General features: G+C 56.5%; 23 protein-coding genes. 16 read left to right on the forward strand and 7 right to left on the reverse strand.

Going from position 1 to position 24985, the window contains the following annotated elements; genetic code table 11:
• The first annotated feature begins 2 nt into the window (after positions 1–2).
• The gene (locus CVS27_RS15560) at positions 3–599 is read left to right on the forward strand and encodes a hypothetical protein (protein WP_103466760.1); all 597 of its coding nucleotides are present in this window, start codon (positions 3–5) and stop codon (positions 597–599) included.
• 64 nt (positions 600–663) lie between these two features.
• On the opposite strand, the gene CVS27_RS20865 is transcribed toward CVS27_RS15560, so the two are convergent.
• Both CVS27_RS20865 and CVS27_RS15570 read right to left on the reverse strand, forming a co-directional pair.
• Positions 664–1680: a replication protein RepA gene (locus tag CVS27_RS20865; RefSeq protein WP_103466761.1), complete on the reverse strand. Its 1017-nt coding sequence runs from the start codon at positions 1678–1680 to the stop codon at positions 664–666.
• 408 nt (positions 1681–2088) lie between these two features.
• On the reverse strand, positions 2089–2892 hold the full coding sequence (locus CVS27_RS15570) for a hypothetical protein (RefSeq protein WP_103466762.1): 804 nt from the start codon (positions 2890–2892) through the stop codon (positions 2089–2091).
• A 159-nt stretch (positions 2893–3051) separates the two neighbouring features.
• On the opposite strand from CVS27_RS15570, the gene CVS27_RS15575 reads away from it, so the two are divergent.
• The 7 genes from CVS27_RS15575 (at position 3052) to CVS27_RS15610 (ending at position 12268) form a co-directional block, all read left to right on the forward strand.
• Positions 3052–3435 (forward strand): hypothetical protein, encoded by a 384-nt coding sequence (locus CVS27_RS15575; RefSeq protein WP_133162955.1) that lies wholly within the window; start codon positions 3052–3054, stop codon positions 3433–3435.
• A 260-nt stretch (positions 3436–3695) separates the two neighbouring features.
• Positions 3696–4421, forward strand: a complete 726-nt coding sequence (locus tag CVS27_RS15580; protein WP_279325126.1) for a conjugal transfer protein — start codon at positions 3696–3698, stop codon at positions 4419–4421.
• A 3-nt stretch (positions 4422–4424) separates the two neighbouring features.
• Entirely contained in the window at positions 4425–4757 is a 333-nt protein-coding gene (locus tag CVS27_RS15585) for a hypothetical protein (protein ID WP_103466765.1), read from the forward strand.
• 562 nt (positions 4758–5319) lie between these two features.
• Complete coding sequence (locus tag CVS27_RS15595; RefSeq protein ID WP_103466767.1) at positions 5320–7866, forward strand: ATP-binding protein; 2547 nt, start codon at positions 5320–5322, stop codon at positions 7864–7866.
• Positions 7863–9983, forward strand: coding sequence for a YML083C domain-containing protein (locus tag CVS27_RS15600; RefSeq protein ID WP_103466768.1), 2121 nt, complete (start codon positions 7863–7865; stop codon positions 9981–9983). The genes CVS27_RS15595 and CVS27_RS15600 overlap by 4 nt, the downstream gene beginning before the upstream one ends.
• 3 nt (positions 9984–9986) lie before the next feature.
• On the forward strand, positions 9987–11603 hold the full coding sequence (locus tag CVS27_RS15605; RefSeq protein ID WP_243400221.1) for a peptidoglycan DD-metalloendopeptidase family protein: 1617 nt from the start codon (positions 9987–9989) through the stop codon (positions 11601–11603).
• A gap of 11 nt (positions 11604–11614) precedes the next feature.
• Positions 11615–12268 (forward strand): hypothetical protein, encoded by a 654-nt coding sequence (locus CVS27_RS15610; protein ID WP_103466769.1) that lies wholly within the window; start codon positions 11615–11617, stop codon positions 12266–12268.
• 730 nt (positions 12269–12998) lie between these two features.
• On the opposite strand, the gene CVS27_RS15615 is transcribed toward CVS27_RS15610, so the two are convergent.
• Positions 12999–13505 carry a GNAT family N-acetyltransferase gene (locus CVS27_RS15615; RefSeq protein WP_243400222.1) on the reverse strand — a complete coding sequence of 169 codons (507 nt, stop codon included), beginning with the start codon at positions 13503–13505 and terminating at the stop codon, positions 12999–13001.
• A 103-nt stretch (positions 13506–13608) separates the two neighbouring features.
• Here CVS27_RS15615 and CVS27_RS15620 point away from each other — a divergent pair, with 103 nt between their 5' ends.
• On the forward strand, positions 13609–14064 hold the full coding sequence (locus CVS27_RS15620; protein WP_103466770.1) for a GNAT family N-acetyltransferase: 456 nt from the start codon (positions 13609–13611) through the stop codon (positions 14062–14064).
• 386 nt (positions 14065–14450) lie between these two features.
• On the opposite strand, the gene CVS27_RS15625 is transcribed toward CVS27_RS15620, so the two are convergent.
• Together CVS27_RS15625 and CVS27_RS15630 are read right to left on the reverse strand one after the other, a co-directional pair.
• Positions 14451–14957, reverse strand: coding sequence for a GNAT family N-acetyltransferase (locus CVS27_RS15625; protein WP_103466794.1), 507 nt, complete (start codon positions 14955–14957; stop codon positions 14451–14453).
• A 146-nt stretch (positions 14958–15103) separates the two neighbouring features.
• A complete protein-coding gene (locus tag CVS27_RS15630; RefSeq protein WP_243400223.1) occupies positions 15104–15517 on the reverse strand; it encodes a hypothetical protein in 414 nt (137 codons plus the stop codon).
• 296 nt (positions 15518–15813) lie between these two features.
• Here CVS27_RS15630 and zapE point away from each other — a divergent pair, with 296 nt between their 5' ends.
• The 7 genes from zapE to CVS27_RS15665 all read left to right on the forward strand — a co-directional run bounded on the left by zapE (position 15814) and on the right by CVS27_RS15665 (position 23405).
• A complete protein-coding gene (gene zapE / locus CVS27_RS15635; RefSeq protein WP_103466772.1) occupies positions 15814–16866 on the forward strand; it encodes a cell division protein ZapE in 1053 nt (350 codons plus the stop codon).
• 905 nt (positions 16867–17771) lie between these two features.
• On the forward strand, positions 17772–19757 hold the full coding sequence (locus CVS27_RS15640) for an FtsK/SpoIIIE domain-containing protein (RefSeq protein ID WP_165788327.1): 1986 nt from the start codon (positions 17772–17774) through the stop codon (positions 19755–19757).
• The gene (locus CVS27_RS15645) at positions 19754–19990 is read left to right on the forward strand and encodes a hypothetical protein (RefSeq protein WP_103466774.1); all 237 of its coding nucleotides are present in this window, start codon (positions 19754–19756) and stop codon (positions 19988–19990) included. The genes CVS27_RS15640 and CVS27_RS15645 overlap by 4 nt, the downstream gene beginning before the upstream one ends.
• A complete protein-coding gene (locus CVS27_RS15650) occupies positions 19987–20289 on the forward strand; it encodes a hypothetical protein (protein WP_103466775.1) in 303 nt (100 codons plus the stop codon). Before CVS27_RS15645 ends, CVS27_RS15650 begins: the two co-directional genes overlap by 4 nt.
• A gap of 209 nt (positions 20290–20498) precedes the next feature.
• Positions 20499–21557 (forward strand): hypothetical protein, encoded by a 1059-nt coding sequence (locus CVS27_RS15655; protein ID WP_103466776.1) that lies wholly within the window; start codon positions 20499–20501, stop codon positions 21555–21557.
• A 458-nt stretch (positions 21558–22015) separates the two neighbouring features.
• The gene (locus tag CVS27_RS15660; protein ID WP_103466777.1) at positions 22016–22690 is read left to right on the forward strand and encodes a helix-turn-helix domain-containing protein; all 675 of its coding nucleotides are present in this window, start codon (positions 22016–22018) and stop codon (positions 22688–22690) included.
• Complete coding sequence (locus tag CVS27_RS15665; protein WP_103466778.1) at positions 22680–23405, forward strand: hypothetical protein; 726 nt, start codon at positions 22680–22682, stop codon at positions 23403–23405. The genes CVS27_RS15660 and CVS27_RS15665 overlap by 11 nt, the downstream gene beginning before the upstream one ends.
• A 419-nt stretch (positions 23406–23824) precedes the next feature.
• Here the strand turns inward: CVS27_RS15665 and CVS27_RS15670 are convergent, their stop codons facing one another.
• Together CVS27_RS15670 and CVS27_RS15675 are read right to left on the reverse strand one after the other, a co-directional pair.
• Complete coding sequence (locus CVS27_RS15670; protein WP_103466779.1) at positions 23825–24040, reverse strand: hypothetical protein; 216 nt, start codon at positions 24038–24040, stop codon at positions 23825–23827.
• 437 nt (positions 24041–24477) lie between these two features.
• Entirely contained in the window at positions 24478–24669 is a 192-nt protein-coding gene (locus CVS27_RS15675) for a hypothetical protein (RefSeq protein ID WP_103466780.1), read from the reverse strand.
• Positions 24670–24985: the final 316 nt, after the last annotated feature.

Below are 24985 nucleotides of genomic sequence, written 5' to 3' on the forward strand. Positions count from 1 at the left end.
GCATGAGCATCAAACATGAGGATCTCTCGTCGGTTTTCGCACCAACTGCCACCAAGGGAGAGCCCGAGGGCACCCAGCGGGGTAAGAAGCTCGCCGGGCTCCTTCCTCCTCGCGGGGTCAAGTCACCTGCACATCAGGTTCCTGAGACCACTTCTCAGCCGTTGCAGCCAACCCAACCCCCGGTGATTGAAGGTAAGGGGCCTGTGTCGTCGGAGGCAGCAGTATCTGGCATCAAGAGCAAAGGTGTATACCTGCCCCATGATCTGTTGAAGGTACTGAAAGCCAGAACCAGGGGGGAGATGAGCACCTACACGGACATGCTGATTGATGCCTTTGATGCCATTTCAGATAAAGAGTTGATTGAGAAGATCTCTCCGCAGGCTTCCTCCACCGGGTTGGCTGGAGGGATGCCGAGGCGCCGCAGAACCACTGATTCAGCCAAGAGTGGCACCCAGATCCAACTTCGCCTGGATAAGGCGCAGGATGACTGGCTGACAGCCAAGGAGAAGACTGTGGGGGCTCCATCACGCAGCGCCTTGGTGACGATGGCCTATGAGATGTACTTTGAGGCCACCCCTCCCAAACGGAGGAACCACTAAGAAGAAAAGTATGAGCCCCGTCGATTGTCTCGACGGGGCTCATACTTTTTTCATTTCAGATGCCCTAGGGGTTCAGCTTGGACTGGATGTGCTGGGCCGAAGGCATCAACCGGAGACCGGAGTTCATCACAGCCAGGTTTGCTTGTGGATACATGATCCTCACCTCTCGGAGGTTCTTTTCAAAAGCTGCCTTGAACTGACGCTGCACTGAATAATCACTACCAAATTGGTTAGCCAGTTGATTCCAGCTGACAGTTGATGGCCGCCGAAGACTAAACAATCGGTAGACCAGCCAGGTGTACATGTCTAGTCGCATGGGGGAGCCGGCCAAAGCGCGGAGTACCTCTGGCCGCAGCGGGACCGGTGCCTCAACGACTGATTGATAGAAGTCTTCAGACAAGGTGATGGTTGATCCCAGGAGAGGTTGTTGACCCTGGAAATCGTCCCGGCTGAACCAAAGGTCATACTTGCTGGTGACATTGAAGTTGGATCCTGAGACGGACCAGCGTTCGTTTTCATTGCGAAGATCTTCAATATTCATGGTGGAGACAGTTAGCCGCCGCAGCTGATCCATCATCCTTCGACCGCTGGCCCCAGAGGCGTTCATCCCCAACTTGCCAAGGAACTGGGACAGAGAGTCACCCAAATGAAGGGTGCGTGACCTGGTACGCACCGCTTCTGTGGTCATCCATGTCATGAGATACCGAGGAATCACTCCATAGGGGTACGCCCGCTTGCGAGACCCGTCCTGGGCAGTGATCATCCCTGGCGAAATTCTCAGTGTGATTGACCCATTGCGACGGACCCACTCAGGAGCATCTCCAGGATCCCGGTAGGGCAATGAAAGTTGAGCCCATAACCGGGCCGCATAGTTCAAAGGGTCAGCAATTCCTTCTCCCAGCTCAAGGTCTACTGCAGTGTCAAGGAGTAGTAGTTGGCGGTCAGTTAGAAGGCTAGATTGCCCTGCAATTGTGTTCAGTGTCTGTGTCATGAGCATTTCATCCGAAGAGACGGGCGGCCACGGCCGGCAGGTTGATTGGGGGAGTCGATTCTGTGGATGAGCAAAGTTGTCCACGTGCATCTTGTGACGGGCAGATTTGTGGTGAATATTCACGCAGAATGTGAGTGGCCAAATGAGTGTTTCTGCAGGTCAGAGCACGTGCATCTTGTGACGGTCCAGCTGTGGGGAGAATGCCCACCGAATTGTTGTCCACGTGCATCTTGTGACGGGTCGGCACGTGCATCTTGTGACAGGGCACCCCCTTGCATCCCTTATGCCGCAAGGGATGCAAGGGGGTCGCCATGTAGTTAAAAAAATTCCTGTACATATACCTGTAGTTGAGCGCCAGATAGCTGTTGAAATGTGCACAACTCGCCCAGACAGAATCTTTAGGGAGAAGCTCTGAGACTCGTTCTTTGGTTGCCATGAAGAATCGCCTCTTGTGCTCAGCAGACGGATAGCAGACGGTCAACTGGCTGTGGTCGGGAATCACCAAGAACCCCTGTTGAGTGAGGTTCGCTTGATGGCCCTAGCCAGTTTTGAACGCAAATTGGAGACCTGGTTGCAGAGGGACTGGTAGCTTCGTCCCTCCCGCTCTGCCCAGTCCTTGCATTCGGCAATGCTGAGTGTTGAGTAGGTGCCCAAGATCTTCACCTCACGGGGGGTGAGGGCCCCACACTCAGAGGCCCAGGCAAGAATCGCCATGACCTTGTCAACACCTGAATCAAATTCAATGGGGTGAAAACTGAAGGTGCCGGCCTTCCTGACGCCAACACCGTGATGGCTTTCCCATTCGCCAGACTCGTCGATGATTTCCGGAGATACCTCAACCAGCACCTCACGATCCTGAGCCGGGTATTCCGTGGTGATGATTCGCAGGGCCCGCATCACCAAGTTCCCAGTAACCGACTTAGTGCAAGCCAATTTGTATGTGCGAATCGATTCCCACATTGCAGCGACTGCTGAGCACAGGGCATCCTCGGCGGCCATGGCCAGCAAGCCCCTACAGGTGTGCGCAAAACGCACTGCCTTGGGAAGGAAGGCCTGAAGGAGTACCCGTTCAGCGGTGAGATCTCCTGCGAGCGCGCAGCGGAGCATGAAGTGGAAGCGTGAGTCTCGGACTGGGGTGGGGGCGCTTTGGAGGAAGTAGAGGGCTTCTGTGCCGGTCATGGTGATCCAGTCTCCGAAGCTGTGAAGGGTGTCAGCGAGTTCAATCTCCCACTGGCGGTTGAGGGCGCCGACCATTCCTTCGGTCTTGCGTTGGGGTGTGGCTGTGTTTAGTGACGTGGCCATGGTGGCTCCTTGAGGAAAATCGCAGTGAACTCTTACTCGCTACGTTCCTCAGGTGCTCTTGATGAACTTCTGGATGGGTTTTGGGTGCTTGGTTCCTTGGTCTGGAAGCGGAGGGTGTGGTGCTCTGGATGAATTTATAAAGGTGCAGGTCAGAGGGGGGTGGGTGGTTCTGAATTCGGTCAAAAGAAATGTAAAGAATTTTGTTGGTTGAACCTGTTTTTTGGTGCCTACATCTGCAAAGAGAGTCCCTCCAACCTCGCCTTAGCAGAAGGAAGCACACCGATGAGCAGAAAAGAGAACGAAGCAGATGGCTACTCCACTCCTGAAAATGACAGGGAGTGGAGCCGTTTTCTTGATGACTCGGTGAAGATCGTTGGTGCCGATGACAAGCTCATGGCGGCTGCGGCTGACCTTCTTGAGAATCCGTATGACCAAGGCAATCGCAGTCAGATGATTGGGCTTTTGACGTCTGCGGAGTTTGAAGATGCTTCTGATGCGGTGAAGCGGGTTTGCCATCCTCGTGGAGAGGATGTGCAGCCGTGAAACTCAGTTTCAGAAAAGATCCAGTGGTGCCCGCTGAGTTCGAGCCGGTCATTGAACACACTGGGGTAAGGACCAGCAGTTATACGGCCGGCAGCCAAGCTACGGCAAACCTCATTGTTGGCGCCTTCTATTTGGCTGTTGTCCTGTGCGTGATTCTCTCAGTTTTGGCGTTTTTGAAACCGCCTACCGTGGCCGTTGCTGCAGAAGGAAACGGATCGCAACCTCTTAGTGCTGCAACCGAGTCAACGGGTGCTTTCGCTATGGGTTTTGTGGGGGCCTGGATGGCGGCCAGTACGGAGGATTTCACAAGTCTGCAGAATTACGTCGTTATGAATTCAAGCGCGGATCTGTCCTCAGCTCCCACCATTTACAAGGACCTGGCTGTTGCCTCGATTACCCCGGTGGAAGGGTCTGACTTGGTCAGTGTTGTCATCGCCGGGAATGTCCAGGAGGAAGGGGAGAAGAAGCAGGCGGTGTGGCCTCGGCGGTATTTCCTGGTCACGATCAATACCGGCCAAGATTCCATGGGTGTTGTGGGGTTGCCGGCACCCATCGCCGCCCCTGCAAAGTCTGAGCAGGGTGCCGCTCTCGTTTACACGGAGGCTGTGGTTCCTACTGATGCGGCCGCCCAGGCAGTCACTTCATTTTTGGCTGCCTACGTGGCGGGCCAGGGGGACATGAATAGATACCTCAGCCCCAGCTCGTCGTTGGCTCCTATCGTGCCGGCACCTTTTACGGCTGTGAAGGTGCAGTCGCTGCAGGCAAACGTCGCCAGTCGAGGAACCCCCAGTGATGCGGCCGAGCTCAAAGTCTTGGCGAAAGTTCAGCTGACAAGCACCACCGGCCAAAAGCTGACTTCCACATACTCCCTCACCCTGATCGCACGAGCAGAGCGATGGGAAATCTCATCCCTCGATTTGACCCCTGCAGAAGCAGAAGCCAAAAAATCACCGGTCTCGACCGTTGACCCAACCAAAGGAAACTAAACAATGATCACCGAAGTGCTCCAAAACGTAACTGAAGTCCATGGCATTATCTCTGCTGCGGCCATCACCGATACCGCCAACTCCCTGATCGACACGGTCACAGAGACCCTGGTCAAGAGCGCAATTGGCGTGGTGGTCGGGTTCCTCATCTACAAGGTCATCAAGTCCAGGTTTGCCATCTCAGCGATGATCGGGGCTGCACTGGCGGCAGGAGTTTTCCTCTGGCTGGTGCTGGGTGGATACAACACGATCAAGGACGGGCTGAAGAGCCAAGTTGATGATGCCGCCTCATCAGTAATTCAGGTGACCGACACCGCCCATACCTGGGAGCTGTAATCCATGGATGAGCGGGCCCCAGAAGTTGGGCGGTTCTACACACAAATCCGACGTTTCAAAAAGATGTTGGGCCGATTTCACGATGGAACTCCTATCCCGGGAGGACCATACACCCTGACCCAAGGCATCTTTGGGGCTGTGACCATGTTTGTCCTGATGTGGACCAACCCACTCTGGTCAACCGGGATCGACCTCTTGGATTTGGCCCTTGGTTTGCTCATCGTCTGGGGCGTCGCCTGGCTCAGCGGGAAACTGCCATCGACAAAACGAAACATGCTCATCGTCGCCATGGACGCCGGGTCAGCTGCCCTCGCACCATTGACCGGTAAATACAAGGGGCAATCACTCAAGATCAGCCCCCCTCACCGTGCCTTTGTTAGAGGCCAATCCGCCCCCAGCGCACCAAGATTTGATTCCGTTCCAGCAGAGGTGGCCGTGATTGTCGCTGAGGTGGAGCCACCCAAAGCTCCAGTTCGACTTGAACTTACCACTGGATCCGCAGTCCAGCGACTGCTGGCTCAGACCAAATCCCACTGATCTACCTCGACTCAAGGAACTATTCATGCGTATCCCAGCAACTTCCATGGCAGCGAACTTGATGTTCACCCGGTCCGGGGTCGTGTGGGCAACATGGCGCCTCAAGGGATTGGCCTACGGCTTCGACAACTTGGAGAAGAAGATTCTGGCCAAGGCCCACCACCAAGCCCTCTATCAAGCAATGATCGGTGAATCCCTGCTTCTAGGCTTGTGCGCCGATTTTGATCCTGCCGTTGTGGTTGAACGCATGATGTCCGGCGTCAACATGGCAGAGAGCCAGGAATATCTCACCGAAGTAGAGCTAACTTTCGAAGAGCTGCAAACGATTCCTGTAGGCGAGCGCGCGTACTTTCTTTCGGTTCCACTTCGGCCGTTGAGCCCGCTCGACAGGGCCAAGTCCTTTGTTCATTCAGCTGACGCTGGTGTGAGGGAGCAGCTCGCGCTTCCCAAGAGGTTTGCTACGCAGACCGAGATTGCGCACGCGCTGCAGGCAGCGCGTGAAGTGCAGGAGGCTATTCCTTCAGACTTTCATCCTTCCCCCGCAGGGGCGGCGCAGATGGTCTGGGTGAATCAGCACATGCAGCAGCGTGGACTTGGTATGGATTTGTCGGTGCCCACGGCTGCGACCGTTGCTCGTGACCGACTGGATGCGCCCAGTGGTACTCACATCATTTCCTCAGGTGCAGAGCTGGCTGAGCCTCATTTGGATGAAGGGGGTCAGAGTGACCTGGTGGATACAAAAGTAGCAAAGTACATTCCCTTCAAGCGCCGCTATCTCAAGGTCACCCACCTGAATGCCAGCGATGAAACGCAGTCATACCAAACGCTGATGGCTATGACTGGAACACCAAAGGGAGGGTTTGTGTTTCCTGGGGTGGAGTTCATCTCCAGACTTGATGATCTTCCCGTTGATGCTGACTTCGCCATTCGCCTCAGCACCACCCCTGCGGCGAAGGTTCGGCAGCGGAACAAGAAGGCTGAGAATGCCCTAGAGGAACAGTACGGGCAGCAAGGGATCTCCAATTCCCTAATTGGTGGATCCAACGATCTCGATGATGTTGCGCGGTCCATCATCGAGTACGACGCCTCCCTTAATCGGACTGATTCAGAGGTCGAAGTTCAGGCAACAACCATCATCGCCGTGGGCGCGCCAACTCCTGAGGAAGCCAAGGCGAAGGCCAAGTACATCGCTGATGACTATGCACGCAGGGAATTTACCTTTGATGCACCGCTTGGAGGGCAGGAAGAACTCTGGTGGGCCATGCAACCAGGTGTTCCAACATCTCGCCTGGTTCGTGAACTTGCCCAGATCACTACCGGCCGTGAGTTTGCCTTCGGGATACCCCTGACTTCGAATGACCTTGGCGATGAAGAAGGCTTCCGCATTGCCGACAATATTTCAGCTGGCCGACGTTCCCCCATGCTGATGAACCCTGCCGGCAACATGGAAAATGACATCTCCGGATCATTTGCGGCCGCGGGGGAGCCGGGCGGTGGTAAGTCCGTTTTTCTGAAAACTGCAGCCGGCCACGTTGTGGACCGGGGCGGGATCCTCTTCATCATCGACAGGACCCCCAACCGCGAGTACGCCAACTTTGCCAAATCCCTGATCCCGTCCCGGACGGTCATCCTCGATGTGGTGCACCCTGACTACTCCCTGGATCCCCTGCGGATCTTCGGGCGCCAAGTTGGTGGTCGCCTGGCCCAGTCACTGCTGTCTGTCCTGCTGGGGATCAAATCGAACTCAGATGAAGGAGCCTTGCTGGCAAGGATCCTGAAAGAGCGAGAAGAAGTAACGAGCCTGAACGCGTTGGTCGAGCTCCTGGACTCCGGCGCCGGCCTCGCCGGCAACCGCGCCACCATGGCCCAGACCCTCTCTGACAGGATCCGAGTTGTCACAGGGACTGAATTCAGTGACGTTCTTTTCGACTCCTCCTTGCCGCCATTGCCCATGACTGCCCAAGCGACAGCGATTCTCACCGATGGCCTGGAACAGCCCACACGTGACGAGCTCATGAATGAATCACTCAAAAGTGAACTGAGCGTTGAAAAGATTGTGGGCCGGGCCATCTACGCCCTTCTGGCCGCCATCGGAAAATTCCGTTGCTTTGAAGACTCCAGCCAGATGGCACTGTTCCTGGTGGACGAGTGCTACCACATGACCACATCGCCAGAAGGCGAGAACGAAATCATCTCCCTCATCCGTGATGGTCGAAAGCACAAGGCAGCCATTGCTCTCGGATCCCACGATGCCAAGCATGACTTCGGCGGTGAAGTCCTCCGCGGGCTCATCCCGCTGCGGTTTGTGTTCAGGTGCCGTGACGAAACCATCGCCAAGAACAACCTGGCCTGGTTGGGCCTGAAGGAAGAACGTTGGGTGGAAACGGTGATGAAGCACCTTTCCCCCATCGGGGAAGGTGGCGAGGTCCCTCCGCACCGTCGAGGCGAATGCCTGGTCAGGGACTCAGTCAACCGCTTCGGGAAGGCCCAGATCATGGCACCCCGGAACCCGGCTCGACGCAAAGCCGTCCTCACCACTCCGCCCAAGGCCAGGGAGATGCAAAAAGTATGAAGACCATTCATCCTCCAATAACCCGCCAGCTGCCCAACCGCGTGGAGCTATTCCTGAACCATCCGTGGATAGCAACCATAAATGCTGCTTTTGTGCTCTGGGACGTGATTCGCTTCTGGATCTACCGCCACCCCAAGATCTCCCGGATCTCGGCTGCGCTGGCCTTCATTGTCCTGGTGGAAATTATGGGAGCCCAGGCAGCCTATGCCAGTGCACCCAGCGAGATCACTGGGCCCGGATTGGCACTTGCAGGTCTGAAGGACTCCCAAGGAGTCCCCATCTACCAGTACGTTGAACTTCCGCTTGACCGTGGGGACATTTGGACTTACGAAAAGACCCTCATCTCTTACCCAATAGATCTGATCTGGGCCGGGCACATCTTCTACATCACCTTGGTGCTGTCCATCATCACGTACATCCTCTCCTTTGAATGGGTTGCCATCCTGGCAACTCCCCTCGGAACCATGGCCGACTCACTGCAATCACTAATGACAGAGATCAAGTGGATCCCCTTCGCCCTCCTGATCACAGCCTTCGTGACAGGCATTGCCATGCTCAAGGGACAAACATCCTCAGCACTCATTGAATTCACTCTCGCCGTTGTCCTGGCGATACTGGCCACCGGGGTGCTTGCCAACCCAGTAACCACCCTCACCGGGCCCACAGGAGCAATCACCCAGGCCCAAGAATGGGGCGGAAAACTCGCCATCAGCATTACAGTTCCGGCAGATCAGCAGCCCCAGGATGGGAGCAAGTTTGACGCCAAAACGGTCCTCACCGACAGCGTCAGTGCCAGCCTGGTCGATATGTTCGTTCGACAGCCCACTCAAATGATTGCCTTCGGCAAGACGCTGGACGCCAAATGCGCCGAGAAATTCGACACCGAAATGAAGAAGAAGAACCCCTTCAACGGTGGCAACAGTGTCAGAGACAGTGTTGGGGATTGCGACAAGGACGCCAAAGACTACGTCCAGAACCCCAACTTTAACCAGATCTTGTCCACCTCCACGATCAGCTCAGGCTCCTTGGTGCTGTTCATCTTCATGATTATTCTCAGCTGCATATTTATCTATACAGTCCTCAGCGCCATCTGGAACGCTTTCAAGCTCATGATCCAGACCCTGCTGGGGATCCTGCCCTACATCGCACGGACGGGCTTCTGGTACGGACTCGCGGGAATCGCCAGTTCAGTTTTCCTCATGGTCTTCGCAATGATCTTCCTGGCCGGCTATCTGAGGCTGACAGTCCTCGTACTCCAAGGGACCGCTGCACTGGGAATGACTCTCCAGATGTCGATCATCAACATGACGTTGTTTGCAGGACTCGTCATCTTGTTCATCATGCGCCACAAAGCCAAAAAGTCCGGTGAAACCCTCGGAGATCTCCTCAACAAGATCGGGAAAAGCGGCACCCGCAAAGAGCCCAGCCGGCCCGTCACGGAATTCACCAAAGCGGTCGCGCCCATGGTTACCCCCTTCATCAGCGATGCCCTCCGCAATAAGAAGTCCCCGGTCACGGCCAAGGTGCAGCCCACAGCCGCCCCGCCCGTCGATAACTTGGTTGACCTTGGTGAGACTGTGAGGCCAGCACGGCCGCAAGGCACGAACAGGGTAGGGCCAGCAGTCAAAGCTGGGGCATCAGCTAAGGCCCTCACCGCGGGTCCTGACACACCAGGAAAGCCGAACCTAGGACCAGGAAACCCACCAGGTACCCCCAGCCCGGCCAGCCCTAAAACACCGATGCCCAGCCTGGGACCCTCAGCCTCACCCGCTGCAAAGAATGCAAAGAATGCAAAGAATGCCGAACGCTCCAAGAAGGTTTTCCAGGGACTGCAGGTGGCATCCTTGGCAGCAAGCTTTATCCCCGGTGGTGGCGCCGTCGTCGCAGGCGTCAAAATGGGCGCCAAGGTCGGGTCAGCAGTAGCCTCATCCAAATCCCACGTCGACGCTCAAAAGGCAGCCAAGCCACGAATCAGTGTCAACAACACCGGGCAGGGATCCGTGGAGAAACCACTCGAGGGCAAAGTCGTTTACAACCCACCCCTGCGAACCCAACAATCCGCCCAAGCTATTGCCCTCGCCGCCAAGTTCGCCCAGCTACGCGCAGCGGCAAAGTAACCCATGAACGTCAAAAAGCTGCTCCCCTTGGGCATCATTGCCGTAATCTTGGTGCCCTGCTTCTTCATCGCCATGATGCTCACAGTCACCTTGGGAGCCATCTCAGCAGCCACAAACGGCAAAAAAGGTGACCAAGGAGTAACTCCCGGATGCGTGCCTCTGACCGTTGTTGGCGGTTTCGCAAATCCCCTCGTCGGGCAGCTCACCAGCCCCTATGGTCCCCGGGACAACCCCTTTGGCCCAGGCGTCATCCCGGCAGGCTTTCAAAGTGAAGATCCACTGACCTTCCACGATGGATCCGACATTGCCGGCGTTCTCGAAGGCACCCCCTACTACTCCGCCAGCGCCGGCAAGGTTCTGACGGTCTTTGGTGCGGGAACCAGCGACGGGCCCGGAGACGGTGGAAACGGGATCATCATCGATGCCGGCAACGGTGTCCACCTTTGGTATTGGCACGCAGTCAACGGAAGCGCCAAAGTCGAAAAAGGGGACACCGTCTCCGCAAGCCAGCAGCTGGCGGCCACAGGGCGCAGCGGAATGGCCACAGGTGTCCACCTGCATTTCTCCATCCAGGTGAACGGTAAGAGTGTGGATCCAGTTGCCTGGATGAAGCAGAAAGGGATCACCCTTGGCCAAGGAAGGCCAACCAAACAAATAGAGAACGCATCTACCACCAACCAGCCCGCAGCCCCAGCCCAGGCAGACAATGCAGGCTTCACCACCAAAGGCCCCGACGCCGCGGATATGACTCTCAGTGCGGATCAGATGAGGAACGCCGGGATCATCAAAGACGAGGGATTCAAAGCAGGGGCAACGAACAATGACATCAAGATTGCGCTCATGGTGGCACTGCAGGAGTCGCGCCTGCGGATGCTCAGCAACAAGAGCCGCTACCCAGAATCCGTGAACTATCCCAACCAGGGCGATGGAAGCGACAACGACTCATTGAACTTCATGCAACAGCGACCGGCGACAGGATGGGGAACTGTAGCTCAGCTAATGGACCCCTCCTATGCGGCAAGGGCTTTCTTTGGTGGACAGAGCGGGCCCAACCATGGAGAGCCGCCCGGACTGCTGGATATACCCAATCGTCAATCGCTGCCCTTGGGCGAAGCCGGCCAGAGAGTCCAGCGTTCAGCCTTCCCCCTGGAATACGAAAAATGGGCCTCGTCCTCCACCGCCATCTTGGCCAACCTCGGAGGCGGAACCGCGGAGCAATGCGACAACGCGAAAGAGAACGGCCCGGGAGCTGTCACAAACCAGCTGGAGGCAAGGCAGGCGATCATCGAAGCAGCGAAGAAGGGACTAGGCGGGACCTACTCCTGGGGACACGGGGAATTCAAAAACTGGGATTGTTCAGGCTACGTCAAGTGGGTGTACTCCCAGGCAGGCATGACCCTTCCACGCACGGAGCAATGGAGCGTCGGATCCGAAACGAACGACCCCAGCCCCGGGGACCTCGTTGTGCAAAATCCAGACGGAGAAAACCACTGGGCCCACGTTGGGATCTATGCTGGCGACGGGATGATGTACTCCGCACTCAACCCCGCTGAAGGAACCCTCCTCCACCCTGTGGACTGGAACCCCGGATCCAAATACTTCGTGCTCATCAAAGGCTGAAGGAGGCCACCATGAACAACACCAAAGGCCGGCTCCTCAACATCGCCATGGCCTGCACCCTAGTCCTGGGAATCATCTTCCTGACTCTCTGGATCAAATCTGCCCCACCCACAGGTACACCCCGAGATTCCGCAGAATCTAGCGCCTCAGCCGAATCTCTTCCAGACATTCCAAAAGAACCAACCCCCACTCCGCAGATCCCCAACACCCTTCTGGAATACCTACCAGCGCAGGAAGAAGAAGCCCTCAAGAATGACAGCACCAAATTCCTCCAGGCCTACACCCAACGCATCTACACAGACCCTTCTCCCACCAGCTGGCTAGGACGCGCAAAGGCCCTGGCAACCACCCACTATGCAGACCAGCTCGAGCAGAACTACGGCGGCGGCAGCGGAGGAGCAGCATGGACGGAGTTCATCTCAACCAAGTCCCAAACAACCCTCACCATCGTCGAACTGAAGGTCATTCGAACCGACCACATTGAAACCGGCAAGGCCCAAACCATGATGACTTTCGACATCGAAACAACCACCGGAGACGGCACCATCACCGCAGCACCCTTACGATTCATCAAAATTCTGAGCATTGAAAAGACAGCCGACACATGGCGAGTGGCATCCCTGGACAACCCCAGCGGAGATCCCGCCTACATGCCCACCCGCTAAACAAATCGACAGCAAGGGCCCGGAGAGACAACTTCTCCCCGGGCCCTTTTCAATGTCCAAGCCAGTTCCGAGCGGTCTACTCCTCTATCCGGAACTGGCTGAGATCAAATAAGAATCGCCACACCACCAGCACGAGAATGGGCATGAATTAGGGCCATAAATCATGTTGGGAAGAGGGAAGGACATCCATCGGTATCGGCAGCAGCCACCCACACCATCACTTCCATTGAAGGCCCTGCCCCGTTTTCAATACGTCGAGCAACCAGCCCCAAGACCGCAAATCCACCGTGAGCTGCTGTGCAATGTGCCGCCCTCCAGCCGCTTGGAAGCAGGGAAGAAAACAGTTCTGAATGTGAGAAATGGGGGAGCGGGGACCAGAAAAAGAGAGTCAACTTAAGTTGACAAACCATCTGGATCAAATGCTCTATTACCCCTTGGGAAGGGAAGTTCGATCAATTCTAAGAACCTCTTCGAGAACCTATTATTGATCGTACACCCCCTTGTCAAGTTAAGGGGGTGATTTTTTTGTGTGGGATCCGGAGCTACGTGTCACTAATCCCGATTTGGTGTCACCAGCGTGTCACCAGTCCGGATTTCATGTCACCAGACGATGGCGGATTGTTGTTGGTAGCAAGGCTCTGGCTTGCTGGCTTGGGATTGTTTGTGTGGCCCGTAAGGGGACCTCCTGCGGGACGCCTGCCACTGGGAGAAGTCTGATTCCCGGTGCCGGTCAGTTGCCGAACAGGTTCTTCTTCATTGCGTAGTTAGTCAGCTTCACGCCGACCATCACAGGATGCTGTTTTGCTTCGACGATGAATCCGTAGCGCTCGAAGAAGGGGCGGGCCGTAATACTGACATCGGCGGTCAGCTCTGCCAGGCGCTCTGCGCGCGCGTGGGCCTCCACATGGGCAAGGAGGTGACGCGCTACCCCGAGCCGTAGGAAGCGCGGGGACACGAACATCATGTCTATATACCCTTGCGAATCTACGTCGGAGAAGCCTGCTGGTTCCCCATCCACGGTCGCCACGTAACTATTCCGCGCGTTCATCGCGGCATGCCAGGTGGATAGTTCTCGCGCTTCTGGCCGAGCCCACGCCTGGATCTGCTCCGGCGAGTAATCAGCGGCAGCAGTCTCGGTAACTGCGGCAAGGAAGATCGCCATGGTGTCTGCAGCATCCGCGAGACGGTAAGAACGAATGGCAACAACTGGCACATTGGTGTTTGTTTTCAAGTCCACAGAACTAGCATCCCACTTCGACTGACGATGACCACTCGGCACTTATCGTGCCCCGTAGCCGAACGGTTTACGGGCGCTTGAAGCTCTGTGTGAGACTTTATCTATGATCTCCATACGGCAGCGAAAAAACGCAGATCTAGACACGATAGTTGGATGGGTACCCGATGCTGCCGCTCTCTACCTCTTCACTGGCCCACGCTTGACGTGGCCACTCTCGACAGAGCAGCTCTCAGAGATGGAGACCGAGCAGAACCTCAGCGCATGGATTGGCGCGAGCAGCAGCAATGGCAGACCCGTAGGCCATTTCGATCTCACCCAGCACGGCGAGACCTTCCGGATCGGTCGGGTCATCATCGATCCAGCACAACGAGGCCAGGGGCTCGCCGCGACTCTAGTCGCGCTGGCCGTGGCCAAAGGTCAAGCACTAGGAGCCTCCCGGATCACGCTAAATGTCATCGCCGGAAATTTGCCCGCCATCCGCACCTATGAGCGAATCGGATTCAGAACTTCTCCAACGTCAACGGACCCCGGCGTCCTAGCTATGGAACTCTTGCTCTGATAGACGCCCGAAGAGGGACCATCACCGGGCCGCTTTCACTGTCTCCACCGAAGTTGACTTCGGGGTAATTCTCGACCAGTGCGGGTTTCCGCAGGGGAACCCTCTGCGGGACACGATTTCAAGGGCATCACTTCTACATCAGACATTGTTTGTGGGGATGATCGGATTCCCAAAACAATCTGATTTTTGTCCGTGGTGGAACGATTATTTAACCTCGCCGGGCTGGTTCTCTGCGAGGTCGTAAACAACCCGACTGCAATGGCTGTAGGGGATGCCGAAGCAAAGCTCTGAACTAAGAAATGGCTCTTGTAGATGCCGCAATGGGCAGGGCCTCACACTGAGCAAACGGCGGCGACTGCCCGAAATGAATCGCGAAAATGCCGTGCTTAATTCTGAGCGTCGAGTTGGAGAAGCATTGTATCCGAGCCACCGTTGCGACCGACTTTGACGAAGCCTAGGCGCTCATAAAGCGCCCGGGCACGGTTCCCGTCTTCAACGCTGAGGCTGATAGCTCGCAGTCCGCGTGAGCGTCCGATTGTAATGAGGCTTGCCATGAGAGCCGTGCCAGCACCTATACCGCGGTGGCCAGGCAGGACTCCGATGGTCAGTTCAGGAATGTCCTCTGCAATAAAGCCATAGCCAGCGTCGTCTGGGGCGAAGGTCCGACACCATGCTCCACCAATCTGGACGCCGTCATGCGTCTGTGCCACGACGCCGAAGTCACCGACTCGCGGCCAACCTTTGAGGTAGCGCGAAAGATCTGGATTGGTTGCGAACTCTTCGTGGGTGAAGCGCGCGGCCCCGTTCCAGTTCATTGCCTCGAAAGCCGCCAAAGCCAGAATTGATTTGTCGTTGGCAATTGCTTCTCGGACTTTGACTTCGTTGTCTTCCATGAACCCCACCCTAACTCACCGATATTTCGAAGGGTGCACTTCAAATATGTCCCAAAAGGCGGTCAGCGACGAGGTGTCGCCTAGTGATGTCGCGTTGGTGAGGCATCGAGCACTTCATCTCGCTGGGGGAACCTTGAACGGGCACATTATGAACGGAACTTCTGCGATGACAGTGACGTGCCCGCTGAGTGCCTCTGGTCGTCATACACAAAGCCGGAGAGCAGTAGCTGGATCGGGCGTTCCAGTTCGGCTTGGAGTGCTTTGAGCGTCGTCGTTTCGGATTGCCGCCGACGTCCGTACAGGCGGTCAAAAAGGAGTCCTTCGAGGACAGCAATCAGGTCTGCTGCGGCTTGCTGTGGTTCATGCACACCGAGGGCTCGGAACAGGGCGACTGCTTTCTCGTAGGAGAACAAGCTCCCGGAAAGAAGGCCAGCGAGTTCGGGATCTTCAGCGGTCTCAACGATCAGTGCGTACCGAGCGCGCGAGTGTCCTCGTCGCTCGTGGAGGAGCAACACGAGTTGCGACGCAATTACTGCTGATGCGGCATCAGGAGTCACCATTCGCTCAGGTTGCGCATTTTCAAATGCATCACGCGAGCACTTCGTTAGATACCCGATCGTCGCAGACAAAAGTGCATGGCGGGTCCTGAAGTAGTAGGACGTTGATCCGGCAGGCAAAGCCAAATGGCGATCAATAGCTTGATGACTAACGGCATGGCCACCCCCACGGGCAAGAAGCTCCACAGCCGCCTCACAGATAAGTTCGCGCCTCAATGTAGTTCGTGAGATTTTTGGGCCCCTTTCAAGTTGCCTCTATAATTATAGAGGTTACTGGGCGGTGAACAAAGGAGTCCGAGATGAGCTGGTTTCAACGGAATTGGCTGACGAAGAGAAGGCATCATCCGTCGCCACTCGAAAGTATTACAGTCGAAGTTTTCGAGCGTGCTGCCATCTCCGAAGGATTCACAATCGATACAGCGCAGCGCGAGGCGATTGGGGCCCTTATGGCACCTGCCGAGCATGGCTTCTACCTGTGGGGACCCGTGGGGTGTGGCAAGAGTTGGATCTTGAATGTCTACTACGACGCGATCTCATCGTCTCGCAAAAGGCGCGTACATTTCCATGAATTCTTTCATCAACTCCATCAGGCTATTAATAAGAACGGGAACTCGATCGAGAGAGCCCTCGACGAGCTTCTCAACGAGGTCGATGTGCTCTGCTTCGATGAGTTCCACGTCCATGATGTCGGTGACTCAACGTTTATTCGGCGGATGTTGCTAGCACTCTTTGCGCGACCGATCAGGCTGATAGTCACGTCGAACTATCCGCCAGATGGATTGCTTCCCAACCCACTCTTTCACGACATGTTTCTTCCCACCATCAAGGTGATCGCTGAGAAGCTTGAGGTCTTGGAGATTCGTGGCACGCGCGACTACAGGCTGGATTCAGAGCACACGCAAGGGTTCTCCTCCGGAGTATGGCTGAGTCCAGGCACCGCAGCGCAATATCGTGAGCTCGGGCTGTCAACTCACGGAGCCAGTAGCGCTGCGACGGTCACCGTGAGCGGACGGTTGCTGAATGTTGTACAAGCAGACCATGAGCTACTCTGGTTCCGATTCAGTGACCTGTGTGAGTCCAAGACAGGCAGCAGCGACTACCTCGACCTTGCTGCTCGCCACCAGACATGGCTGATCAGCGACATACCAAGCCTCACGGAGCTTGACAGGGAACCCGCGCAACGATTCGCAAACCTGATCGACGTGCTCTATGACAGGCAGATCCTTGTCACCTTCATCGCTACAGTCCCCATTCATGAACTGGCAGCCACATCGAGAGGGCCTCTCGACATTGACCGCACCATCAGCAGGCTCTCACAACTACGGCACCACAACGAATCAATACTTAAATAATGGCGATTCGTGTAAAGGTGAGAATCACCAGGCTGATCGGTGTGGAATTCCACCCGCCGAAATCTGCGGCACAACCAAGCCTGTCCTTAACCTGTCCTTAAGATGTTCGCCTCACTGCCCAGCGACGCACGAGCGCGGAGCCGCCAGCTATCTGCCCCGCCGTATCCCCCTGGGGACCCAACAAGCGATCTTCTTCACTACTTGCACAGTCTCGCGGTCCTTTCGGGGGTGTGTCTAGAATGGCATTTTGGAGTCCCATAAGCCGGTCCATGACCGGTCCAACCTCCACGAAAATGCCCCGGAACAACAATCCGAGCGCTTCTGCGCTCGTCGGATTCCCGTATGCCGTGCCCGCAATTAAGCCCGCGTGCCTTATACGGGACGGTATTTCCGTCAATATGAGGCCACTCTTCTGACTCCGACAATCGCCGGGCCGATGCTCGCCAAAACCTGACAGGCCCAGATGGTGTGGGCGTCGCACACGGAACGAAGCGCGGTCGTTTTCATCAATGACAGAGCGTCTGTAGGAAAGTGACACGAAATTGAGAATCTCGGAGATCTTGGCCGGTGCATCGTCGCAGGTCAGAGCGATTCGCTGGTGACAGGCAGCCCGGGATCCTACATGTCACCATTCTCAGACTCATGTCACCAGATGTGGGCGGCTACTTTCCCCGTTCTTGCTTTGTTTCAGCAGGAGATCGATACCTACCTCCAGAGAAAGAGAATCATTCACCCCAACCAAAGGAGCCATGATGGTTATCGGATCCCGGCAGGCAACCTTGCCTGTCCCTGGTCTTGGACCCCTAGCCGAGACAAGCCAGCTACCCCCACGGAATCATGAGTGGAAGATTTGGGCTGTCGTGATCCCTGCGACGGCCGCGCTTACATTCTGTTTGGGCCTAGCCATGGACAGAGTCCTGCTGGGCGTTGCCGCTGCAGTGGTCCTACTCATCGCGAGCGCTGCAGTTATTGCCTTCGGCATTAGGGACCAGCGGCGGGGAGAAATTATCGACAACACCCTTGAGGCTGTTGCACCCATGCTGGGGGTTCGGAAGCTTTCACGTGCCCTTCTGCGAGTGAGTCGTTGGAAGAACGGTTGGGTGGGTACGCCGGGGAGGGCCAAGCTTCGATATGCCAATCAGGTCAACGGGCGGGATCCGAAGTGGGTTGGTGGTGTCCTGGAGGTTCTGGATCGAAACCTGGGGGGCCACTATCAAGTTAAGGGCCACAACCATCGGACCAAGCTGCTTGTCTTGGCCCTGGATGAGACGCCGGCGAAGGAGGAGGTTCTTCCTAGTGAGCAGGTGCAGCGCGTCCTTGCTGTCGTGAAGGAGTTGTTGGGTGAAAGTGCGACGGTGGAATGTGAGGAGGACGGCGACGAAATCAAGAACGTCACGGTTACTCATAAGCAGGGTATTCACATGGCCATGGTTGGGCGCCGGCAACGAGTTGAGAAGGTCATTAGCGCCAGGATGCATGGGCGTTGGGTCGCTCACTGGGATCTTCAAAATGACATCGTTAGATTCACCCAGCGCCCTGAATTGCCAACTCTGGTTTACCCCATCTATGAAGATGTGGACCGCACGGATGCGCACGCCTCCTACCTGAAGCTCAAGCTGCCGTATGGGGTGGATGAAAACGGCAACATCATTTTCTGGCAGCCGGCGCTCAATCCTCACATGCTCGTAGTGGGAGGCACCGGCACTGGTAAGACAGTGGTCGAGCACGGCTTCCTGGAACAGATTGCCCGTCAGGGTTACCGCATCTGGGTGATCGATGGAAAGAGAATCGAATTCGTCGGTTTTCGGGGGTACCCCAATGTCGAGCTGGTGGCTTCGCGGGTTGAGCACCAGGTGCGAATGATCATTGCGGCTCATGAACTGATGGAGGAGCGCTACACCCTGATTGAAGCGGGCAAAGCAACCCTGAAGGATTTTGACCCCCTCTTCTTGATCATTGACGAGTACGCCACTCTGAAGGCCCGCATTGTGCGCTGGTACAAGACGGTCAAGCAAAAGGGTGATCCCACACAACCGCCGATTTTGGAATTGATTGAGGACTTGGCTCGGCTTGCCCGCAGCGCCAAGATTCACATGATTCTGGGTCTTCAGCGTCCCGATGTTTCATTCCTTGGCGGTGAAATGAGGGACAACTTTGCGGCCCGCATTTCCATGGGTCGCCTCTCACCGCAAGGTGCCAACATGATGTGGGATTCATTCGCTATCGGTGTAGCCCTGCCTCGAAACGTTCGCGGCCGTGGTGTGAGTACCGATGCAGAATCAAACCCGGTCGAGATCCAAACCTTCTGGAACCCGGATCCGGCAAAGGGTGATCTTCCGGAATACCTCGAAAAGGCCCAGCCAGAAGAAACCACCTACCCACGCATGATGATCCTGGACCCGGACATTGAAGCTGACTTAGACGGCAGCACCCAGGACCCGGACTATGAACCAGGGTACCGAGACTATGCGGAGGCAAGGATTGTCCCCTTTGACGCCAGAATCGCAGATGAAATGGCTCCGACTCCACCAGCTCGAGCCGCTCACACGTCCAAAGCTCTTCCAGAGGCCAACGACGAGACAGATGACCCTGAATCCGCAGGCGAAGAAGATGCTGAGGACTCGATGGAAAGCACAATCGGGTTGTTTGAAGGGTACCGACCGGCAACACAGGAGAAAGCCAGCTCTCTGGAGGAAGGCGACGCAGTTCTCATAGATGAAGCGCTGGGGCTGTGGGGGATCGTCACAGACGTTGAACCAGAAGACGACGACTACCTCATCCTTGACTACCGAGACATCGAAACAGGCGAAGCTGACTCCGCCTCCATCACCGCTGACACCTGGCTCCACATACGCCGACCCGATGAACAAGAAGGCAGAGGAAGAAAATGAGCAACGGCAATGAAAAGCCAGAAATTTCTGACGACAACATCATCCTGGGCCTTCAGCGTCCCGATGATTTAATCATCGGCGGCGAAATGACGGACAACTTTGAGGCCCAAATTTCCATGGGTCGCCTCTCACCCCAGGGCACCAACACGATGTGGGATCCATCCGACATCAGCGCAGACCGTGCCACAAAAAGTCCGCGGCACGGAGAACACGAAAATGGAGGAAGAAAATGAGCAATGGCAATGAAAAGCCAGAAATTTCTGACGACAACATTCTTCTGGGGTTCATCGTCGTACTGACCATAGGGGCAGGCATCATCCCCTTCGGTGCCATGCTGTCGCCCGTTAAGGATTGGCTGGTGCAATACCAAATCCTCATTGAAGGGAACGGCATGTACCTGGAGATACCAGGAACAGGAGCAGGCCTAGATCTCATACGTCTAGTGGCACTCGCCGCCATGGTCATCATCATCATCGCCTTGACTGTCTTGGTCATCTACAAGCGAAGGATCCGAGACCTCAACCAGCGATAGACAGACAGCCAACAGGAAGGGGCAGCTCCCACTGACCAGGGCTATAATGGGTACTAATGGATTGGCGTTGCGGTTGGGCCGCGAAGCTACCGGATCTCTCATCAGCTTTAGCGCAACTCGCGCTGCCTCTCCTCGTGCCCGGACGAAAGTTGCCGGTGCCAGTGAGGGCAGCTGCGGTCCGCTGACCGACATCAATCTGGAGTATCACTATGACTCTTTACAGCTGCCTGCCAACTCAGGGAAAATTCACCGTCATCGCAACTTGGCCTGGTGAGTACGCCGACTCGCACAGCGCCAAGGTCACCACGTTTACCGATTCCACTCAAGCCTCCCGACTCGCCGACGACCTAACTCGGGTCTCTGAGTCCATGTGGGATGCAGCCGCATGGCTGGATGTCTACGACGAGGCTGAAGCTCGAATCGGCACAATCATCGATACTACTCGTGGAACCAACGAGGTATCTGTCTCCGGTGAATCCTTGTTTATTGGCAACCGACACGCACGGACCTGGACTGGAGGAGACCTGATCAACACAATCGGAGTAAGTCTGCCGCTGACCTTGAATTCGCTCACTCGAGCTCAACGTCTATCGGTCGCTGACGAACTCGCGGCCGACGCAGCGGCCCGCATTCTGTCGCTCCAGTTGTTGCCGACCGGAAATGACCCCACTGATTCCGACTCCCGCATCTGGCAGGCTGCAGAGATCACCCGAGCTACCAAGATGGGCCTGACCGGAACGCTGCCCGATAGCGCAGCCGGATGGATGGCTCAAATTTTCGACACCGATCACGGTCCAGCAGAGCGGTGGGGGGCCCGGAACCTGCTGCACCGACTCGAGCAACTGGAGGCCGCAGCGAAAACCATCAACGCACGCGGGGGCGTCGAGCTCGATCCTGTATCCGGGCTACTGAACCACCTCGTAATACCAGCAGCCCTATTCGGGGTGCACATTGACCATTCCGATCACGCCGGGACGAAAGTCAGAGACGACATCAACCCCGCCGTGGCGAACAGCTCTCTCGCCGGTGCCTACCGCGACCAGGTAGCCAACGCAGAGTTCACAGGTGGAGACGCCGTTCTCTACATCGGTCCCGACATAGACATGCGAAAGTTCGACCCCTGGGAACGCGATATATTCGCCAAGATCAAGATCCAGTTGAGCGGGCGGGGCCGCAGAGTCACGCTGGCAACGCTCGAGGCAACAGACACTGCCGGATTCGTAGCCGCACTTGGAAACTGGGTCACAAATACGATGTTCCGTGCCTGACCAGTTGAAGCCTTGAACTCATGGGTCTGCGGTTCCTTGCAATGGCGGAGGGTTAGGACGGTTTCCTTTGGGTGTTCATTTCTTGTTTCCGTCCGGGGTTGTGGCTGGTGTTCCTTTGAGGGTTATGGCTTTATGGGGGGGTGTTTGAGCAACTGCTTGTGGTGGAGGTGTGGGACTCCTTGAGGGGGAGCGGTGTCCTGGCAGATGCGCACCCAGGGCCATGGGGCTGGCCCGTGGGTCATTGCCCTGGTGCGGGGGTGTGATGAGTGTGCACACTCGGGCTGTTGTGGCTTCGGTTCGCCTGCTTGGGTGCGCCATCGCCTCGGTCTCGCCGTCGTGGCCATCCGCACCCTTGGCCCGGTGCGCGTACCTCGGCCCGCCCCGGCACCATGGTGGGGAATCTCGTGTGCACCTCGTCCCTTGTTCCGTAAACCTTTCGCCGACGATAGGATTGTTTCATGCCAATCAGTGTTGAAGAAGCCGCAATCCGCTTAGGCGTGACGCCGGTCAGAGTCCGTGAGCTCATCTACGCGGGCCGCATCGATGCTCAGAAGCTGGGCCGACAATGGCTCGTAGACGAAGAGTCCCTGGCTCAAAAGGTCTGGCATAGAAGTCCAGGCAGGCCGCTGGGTTTCTATGGTGCCTTTGGGTTGGCGCTACTTCTAGAAGGCCAGGATTTCCGCGAAGTCTTCAGCATGCCGAAATCAAGCGAATCGCGCATTCGGACCATTGCCACGCAAGTCCGGTCGGACCCGAACCCGAAATCCCGCCTTGTATCTCTAATGTCGGCCAGGGCGACATCGGTCGAGCTATCCATCAGCGGTCCCGACCTGGCGGAACTTCGGGAAGAGCCTCGATTGTTTCTTTCAGGAGTTTCTGACCCGCGATCAGGGCTGCTCCCAGGCAACGAACTGGAAGCTTACATCGACGTGCAGGATCTGGGCCCGGTGAAGAAGGAATGGTTCCTCCTTGAAGCTGGCCGTGGCCGCAAGGCCAACATCAAACTTCACGTCGTTCCTCACCTTCTAGTGAAGGTACCGGCCATCTTCACGGCCATGGACTTGGCCGAGCGGCCAGGGCCACGCGAACAATCCGCAGCAGAATCAATCATCAGGAGAACCCTTGCCCATTGAACTGCCAGTAATGCTGACCGAACAGTCGGAATCTTGGAAGGCCATTTTTGAGGTCTACGAGGCTCTGCCCCATGGGTGGATCCTTGTCGGCGGTCAGGCCGTCTACCTTCATGCGATCGAGCGCAACGCGCCGGCGCCGCGGGCGACAAAGGATGCAGATTTTGCACTGGACATCCGTGCGTATCCGCAGCATCTCAATGCATTCACCGGCACACTCAAGGATCTCGGCTTCGAATCGGCTGGAGAGTCCCTACAGGGGCACCAGCACCGTTGGCTGCGCGGGGAAGCCGTCGTCGATGTCCTTATCCCGCGCTTCATGGGAGAAGTGAGTGAAAAACGTACAGGGGTCACAGGAGGGACAACGCTGGCTGCCCCTGGGACGCAGGCTGCGCTGGATCGCGCTGAGACAGTCGAGGTGGTTGCCGGTGAGTTTGCCGGCAAGGTGAACCGATCAACGCTGCTGGGCTCCATGATCGGCAAAGCCGCAGCCCTGAAAATCATGGACGACCCCGGCAGGATGCGGCACGTCACCGACTTCCTGACACTGGCATCAGTGATCCAGCTCAAGGATCTCCGTGGCGCCGAGTACGAGCCGTCGGCCCGCAGCCACCTGGCCAACATGCTCGGCAGTCTCGTTGTCCACCCTGAGTGGATGGCGACCGTCCCGGAAGCTGCCGATGGTGTCGAAAGGCTCCGCATGTCTCTACAGGGTTAAGGGCAGCAGGTTTAATCTATGTGCGATCGCCTGGTGCGACGTATTGATGGCGCCATCTCCGATTCCTGTGGAGTGCGTTGCGACGGTGAAGTCCTCTGCGACTCCTCCGACTACATACAGCTGCGAGGTAACCATCAAAGAGGCGTCTAACCAGCCATAGCAGTAGCTAGTGGTCACTACGGATCGTGCCTGTTTGGCGGAGTTGAGGAGTTTTTGTTACTCACTGGATGGGTGAAGAGAGAAGCACGAAACCAAGATAGTTGAAGTATTCAAAGTGGTTGAATCTTCCTGGTTTCGTGCTTCTCTCTTCGTTTTGAGGTTACAGCCTGGCGTTGGTGACTGGGGCGAGAGCTCCGGGAGAAGGTGGAGTGGTTCGTAGCTGGCTTGCTTGTGGTTTGGTTCCCTCCTGGGTGGTCGGGCTATTTGCGGTGGCGGGGCCCATCACCTTTGCGTTTCCTACTAGTTCTGCGTGAGTGTTTTACATCATTGATGATCTTGCCAATGGCTGAGGTGATCACATTGGCTGTAATTCCGGTGAGGACAGGGTTGCTTGTGATGGGGGGACCGGTCAGAAGTGCTTGCACGGTGGGGAAGATACTAATGATGGCTTCTAGAGTGTCGTTGATAGAGCTCATGGCGTTCCTTCGAGAGTGAGATGCACGCGGTCACATGTATGTGTGCGGCAGGCTCAGCAAAGTGCTGTGCTGATCTCCTAATGCCGTGGGTTGCAATGCCCCCAGCCGAGCTGAACGTTTGGTAGATCAGGATTCCCAGGAACGTTTTTGTATGGGTGTTAGGGGTACTAAAGGGCTTTTCGGCGTTCGCCCGGATGATGAAACCGTGGATTGTTAGGAGGACGACTCTCCTGATTTAGTGGTTCGCACCTGAAATGTTGCAGCCCGGCTCGCGGCCGTCGTGGCCGCTCTCGCTGTTTTGTCCTGGTCGGCAGGGGGTCGAACCTCCGACCCCCTGCAAGGTGTTGTGGCGTTGCTGCGGGCCGTTCGTTTTGTAGGTGTGCATGGGGGAACTGACCGATGTCGGTTGGTTCCCCCTTGTTGTGGTTGGGGTTGGTCTATTTTGTGTGGCGGCCGTGGCCTTTGCCTTGGCGGTGGCGTGCGCGGGGTTTAGTCGTCTTGCTGTGGAGGGCTTTGATGGCCTTGACGAGCAGGGTGATGAGTTGGCTGGCGTAGGGGGAGAGGGCGGTGGCGGCCGCGGCGGTGGCTGTGATGAGTTCTGCGGTGGCGGTGATGGTTTCGGTGTTCATGGTTGGCCTTTCATTGGTGTGCGGGGTTGGTGATGGACAGGCTGGCGGCTTCAGTTGCATCTGCTTCTACTGGTTGACATGCGTAGGTTTTGCTTGTTCGTCTGTTGGTGCGATTTGGTGGGTGAAGTACAGTGCGGTGCAGGCTTTTTCTTTCGGGGCTGGTAGTGGTTTCTATGCGTCCAATGCGGTGACGGGTGTCGGTGTGGAGTGAAGCTGTGGGTGCCATGTCGTCACCGGCCCTGGTGTGTTTGCTGGTTTGGTGGGGTTTTTGGGGTGTTTCCTTTGTCTGTTCCCTCCCTGGTTATTTCTTTGGTTC

The organism is Arthrobacter glacialis (genome assembly GCF_002909445.1).
Lineage (GTDB): Bacteria > Actinomycetota > Actinomycetes > Actinomycetales > Micrococcaceae > Specibacter > Specibacter glacialis.

Excerpts from the sequence above, each read along its gene's own strand:
- CVS27_RS15560 (WP_103466760.1), top strand. The coding sequence starts at position 3 with ATGAGCATCAAACATGAGGATCTCTCGTCGGTTTTCGCACCAACTGCC.
- CVS27_RS20865 (WP_103466761.1), bottom strand. The coding sequence starts at position 1,680 with ATGCACGTGGACAACTTTGCTCATCCACAGAATCGACTCCCCCAATCA.
- CVS27_RS15570 (WP_103466762.1), bottom strand. The coding sequence starts at position 2,892 with ATGGCCACGTCACTAAACACAGCCACACCCCAACGCAAGACCGAAGGA.
- CVS27_RS15580 (WP_279325126.1), top strand. The coding sequence starts at position 3,696 with ATGGGTTTTGTGGGGGCCTGGATGGCGGCCAGTACGGAGGATTTCACA.
- CVS27_RS15585 (WP_103466765.1), top strand. The coding sequence starts at position 4,425 with ATGATCACCGAAGTGCTCCAAAACGTAACTGAAGTCCATGGCATTATC.
- CVS27_RS15595 (WP_103466767.1), top strand. The coding sequence starts at position 5,320 with ATGCGTATCCCAGCAACTTCCATGGCAGCGAACTTGATGTTCACCCGG.
- CVS27_RS15600 (WP_103466768.1), top strand. The coding sequence starts at position 7,863 with ATGAAGACCATTCATCCTCCAATAACCCGCCAGCTGCCCAACCGCGTG.
- CVS27_RS15605 (WP_243400221.1), top strand. The coding sequence starts at position 9,987 with ATGAACGTCAAAAAGCTGCTCCCCTTGGGCATCATTGCCGTAATCTTG.
- CVS27_RS15610 (WP_103466769.1), top strand. The coding sequence starts at position 11,615 with ATGAACAACACCAAAGGCCGGCTCCTCAACATCGCCATGGCCTGCACC.
- CVS27_RS15620 (WP_103466770.1), top strand. The coding sequence starts at position 13,609 with ATGATCTCCATACGGCAGCGAAAAAACGCAGATCTAGACACGATAGTT.
- CVS27_RS15625 (WP_103466794.1), bottom strand. The coding sequence starts at position 14,957 with ATGGAAGACAACGAAGTCAAAGTCCGAGAAGCAATTGCCAACGACAAA.
- CVS27_RS15630 (WP_243400223.1), bottom strand. The coding sequence starts at position 15,517 with ATGGTGACTCCTGATGCCGCATCAGCAGTAATTGCGTCGCAACTCGTG.
- zapE (WP_103466772.1), top strand. The coding sequence starts at position 15,814 with ATGAGCTGGTTTCAACGGAATTGGCTGACGAAGAGAAGGCATCATCCG.
- CVS27_RS15640 (WP_165788327.1), top strand. The coding sequence starts at position 17,772 with ATGGACAGAGTCCTGCTGGGCGTTGCCGCTGCAGTGGTCCTACTCATC.
- CVS27_RS15645 (WP_103466774.1), top strand. The coding sequence starts at position 19,754 with ATGAGCAACGGCAATGAAAAGCCAGAAATTTCTGACGACAACATCATC.
- CVS27_RS15650 (WP_103466775.1), top strand. The coding sequence starts at position 19,987 with ATGAGCAATGGCAATGAAAAGCCAGAAATTTCTGACGACAACATTCTT.
- CVS27_RS15655 (WP_103466776.1), top strand. The coding sequence starts at position 20,499 with ATGACTCTTTACAGCTGCCTGCCAACTCAGGGAAAATTCACCGTCATC.
- CVS27_RS15660 (WP_103466777.1), top strand. The coding sequence starts at position 22,016 with ATGCCAATCAGTGTTGAAGAAGCCGCAATCCGCTTAGGCGTGACGCCG.
- CVS27_RS15670 (WP_103466779.1), bottom strand. The coding sequence starts at position 24,040 with ATGAGCTCTATCAACGACACTCTAGAAGCCATCATTAGTATCTTCCCC.
- CVS27_RS15675 (WP_103466780.1), bottom strand. The coding sequence starts at position 24,669 with ATGAACACCGAAACCATCACCGCCACCGCAGAACTCATCACAGCCACC.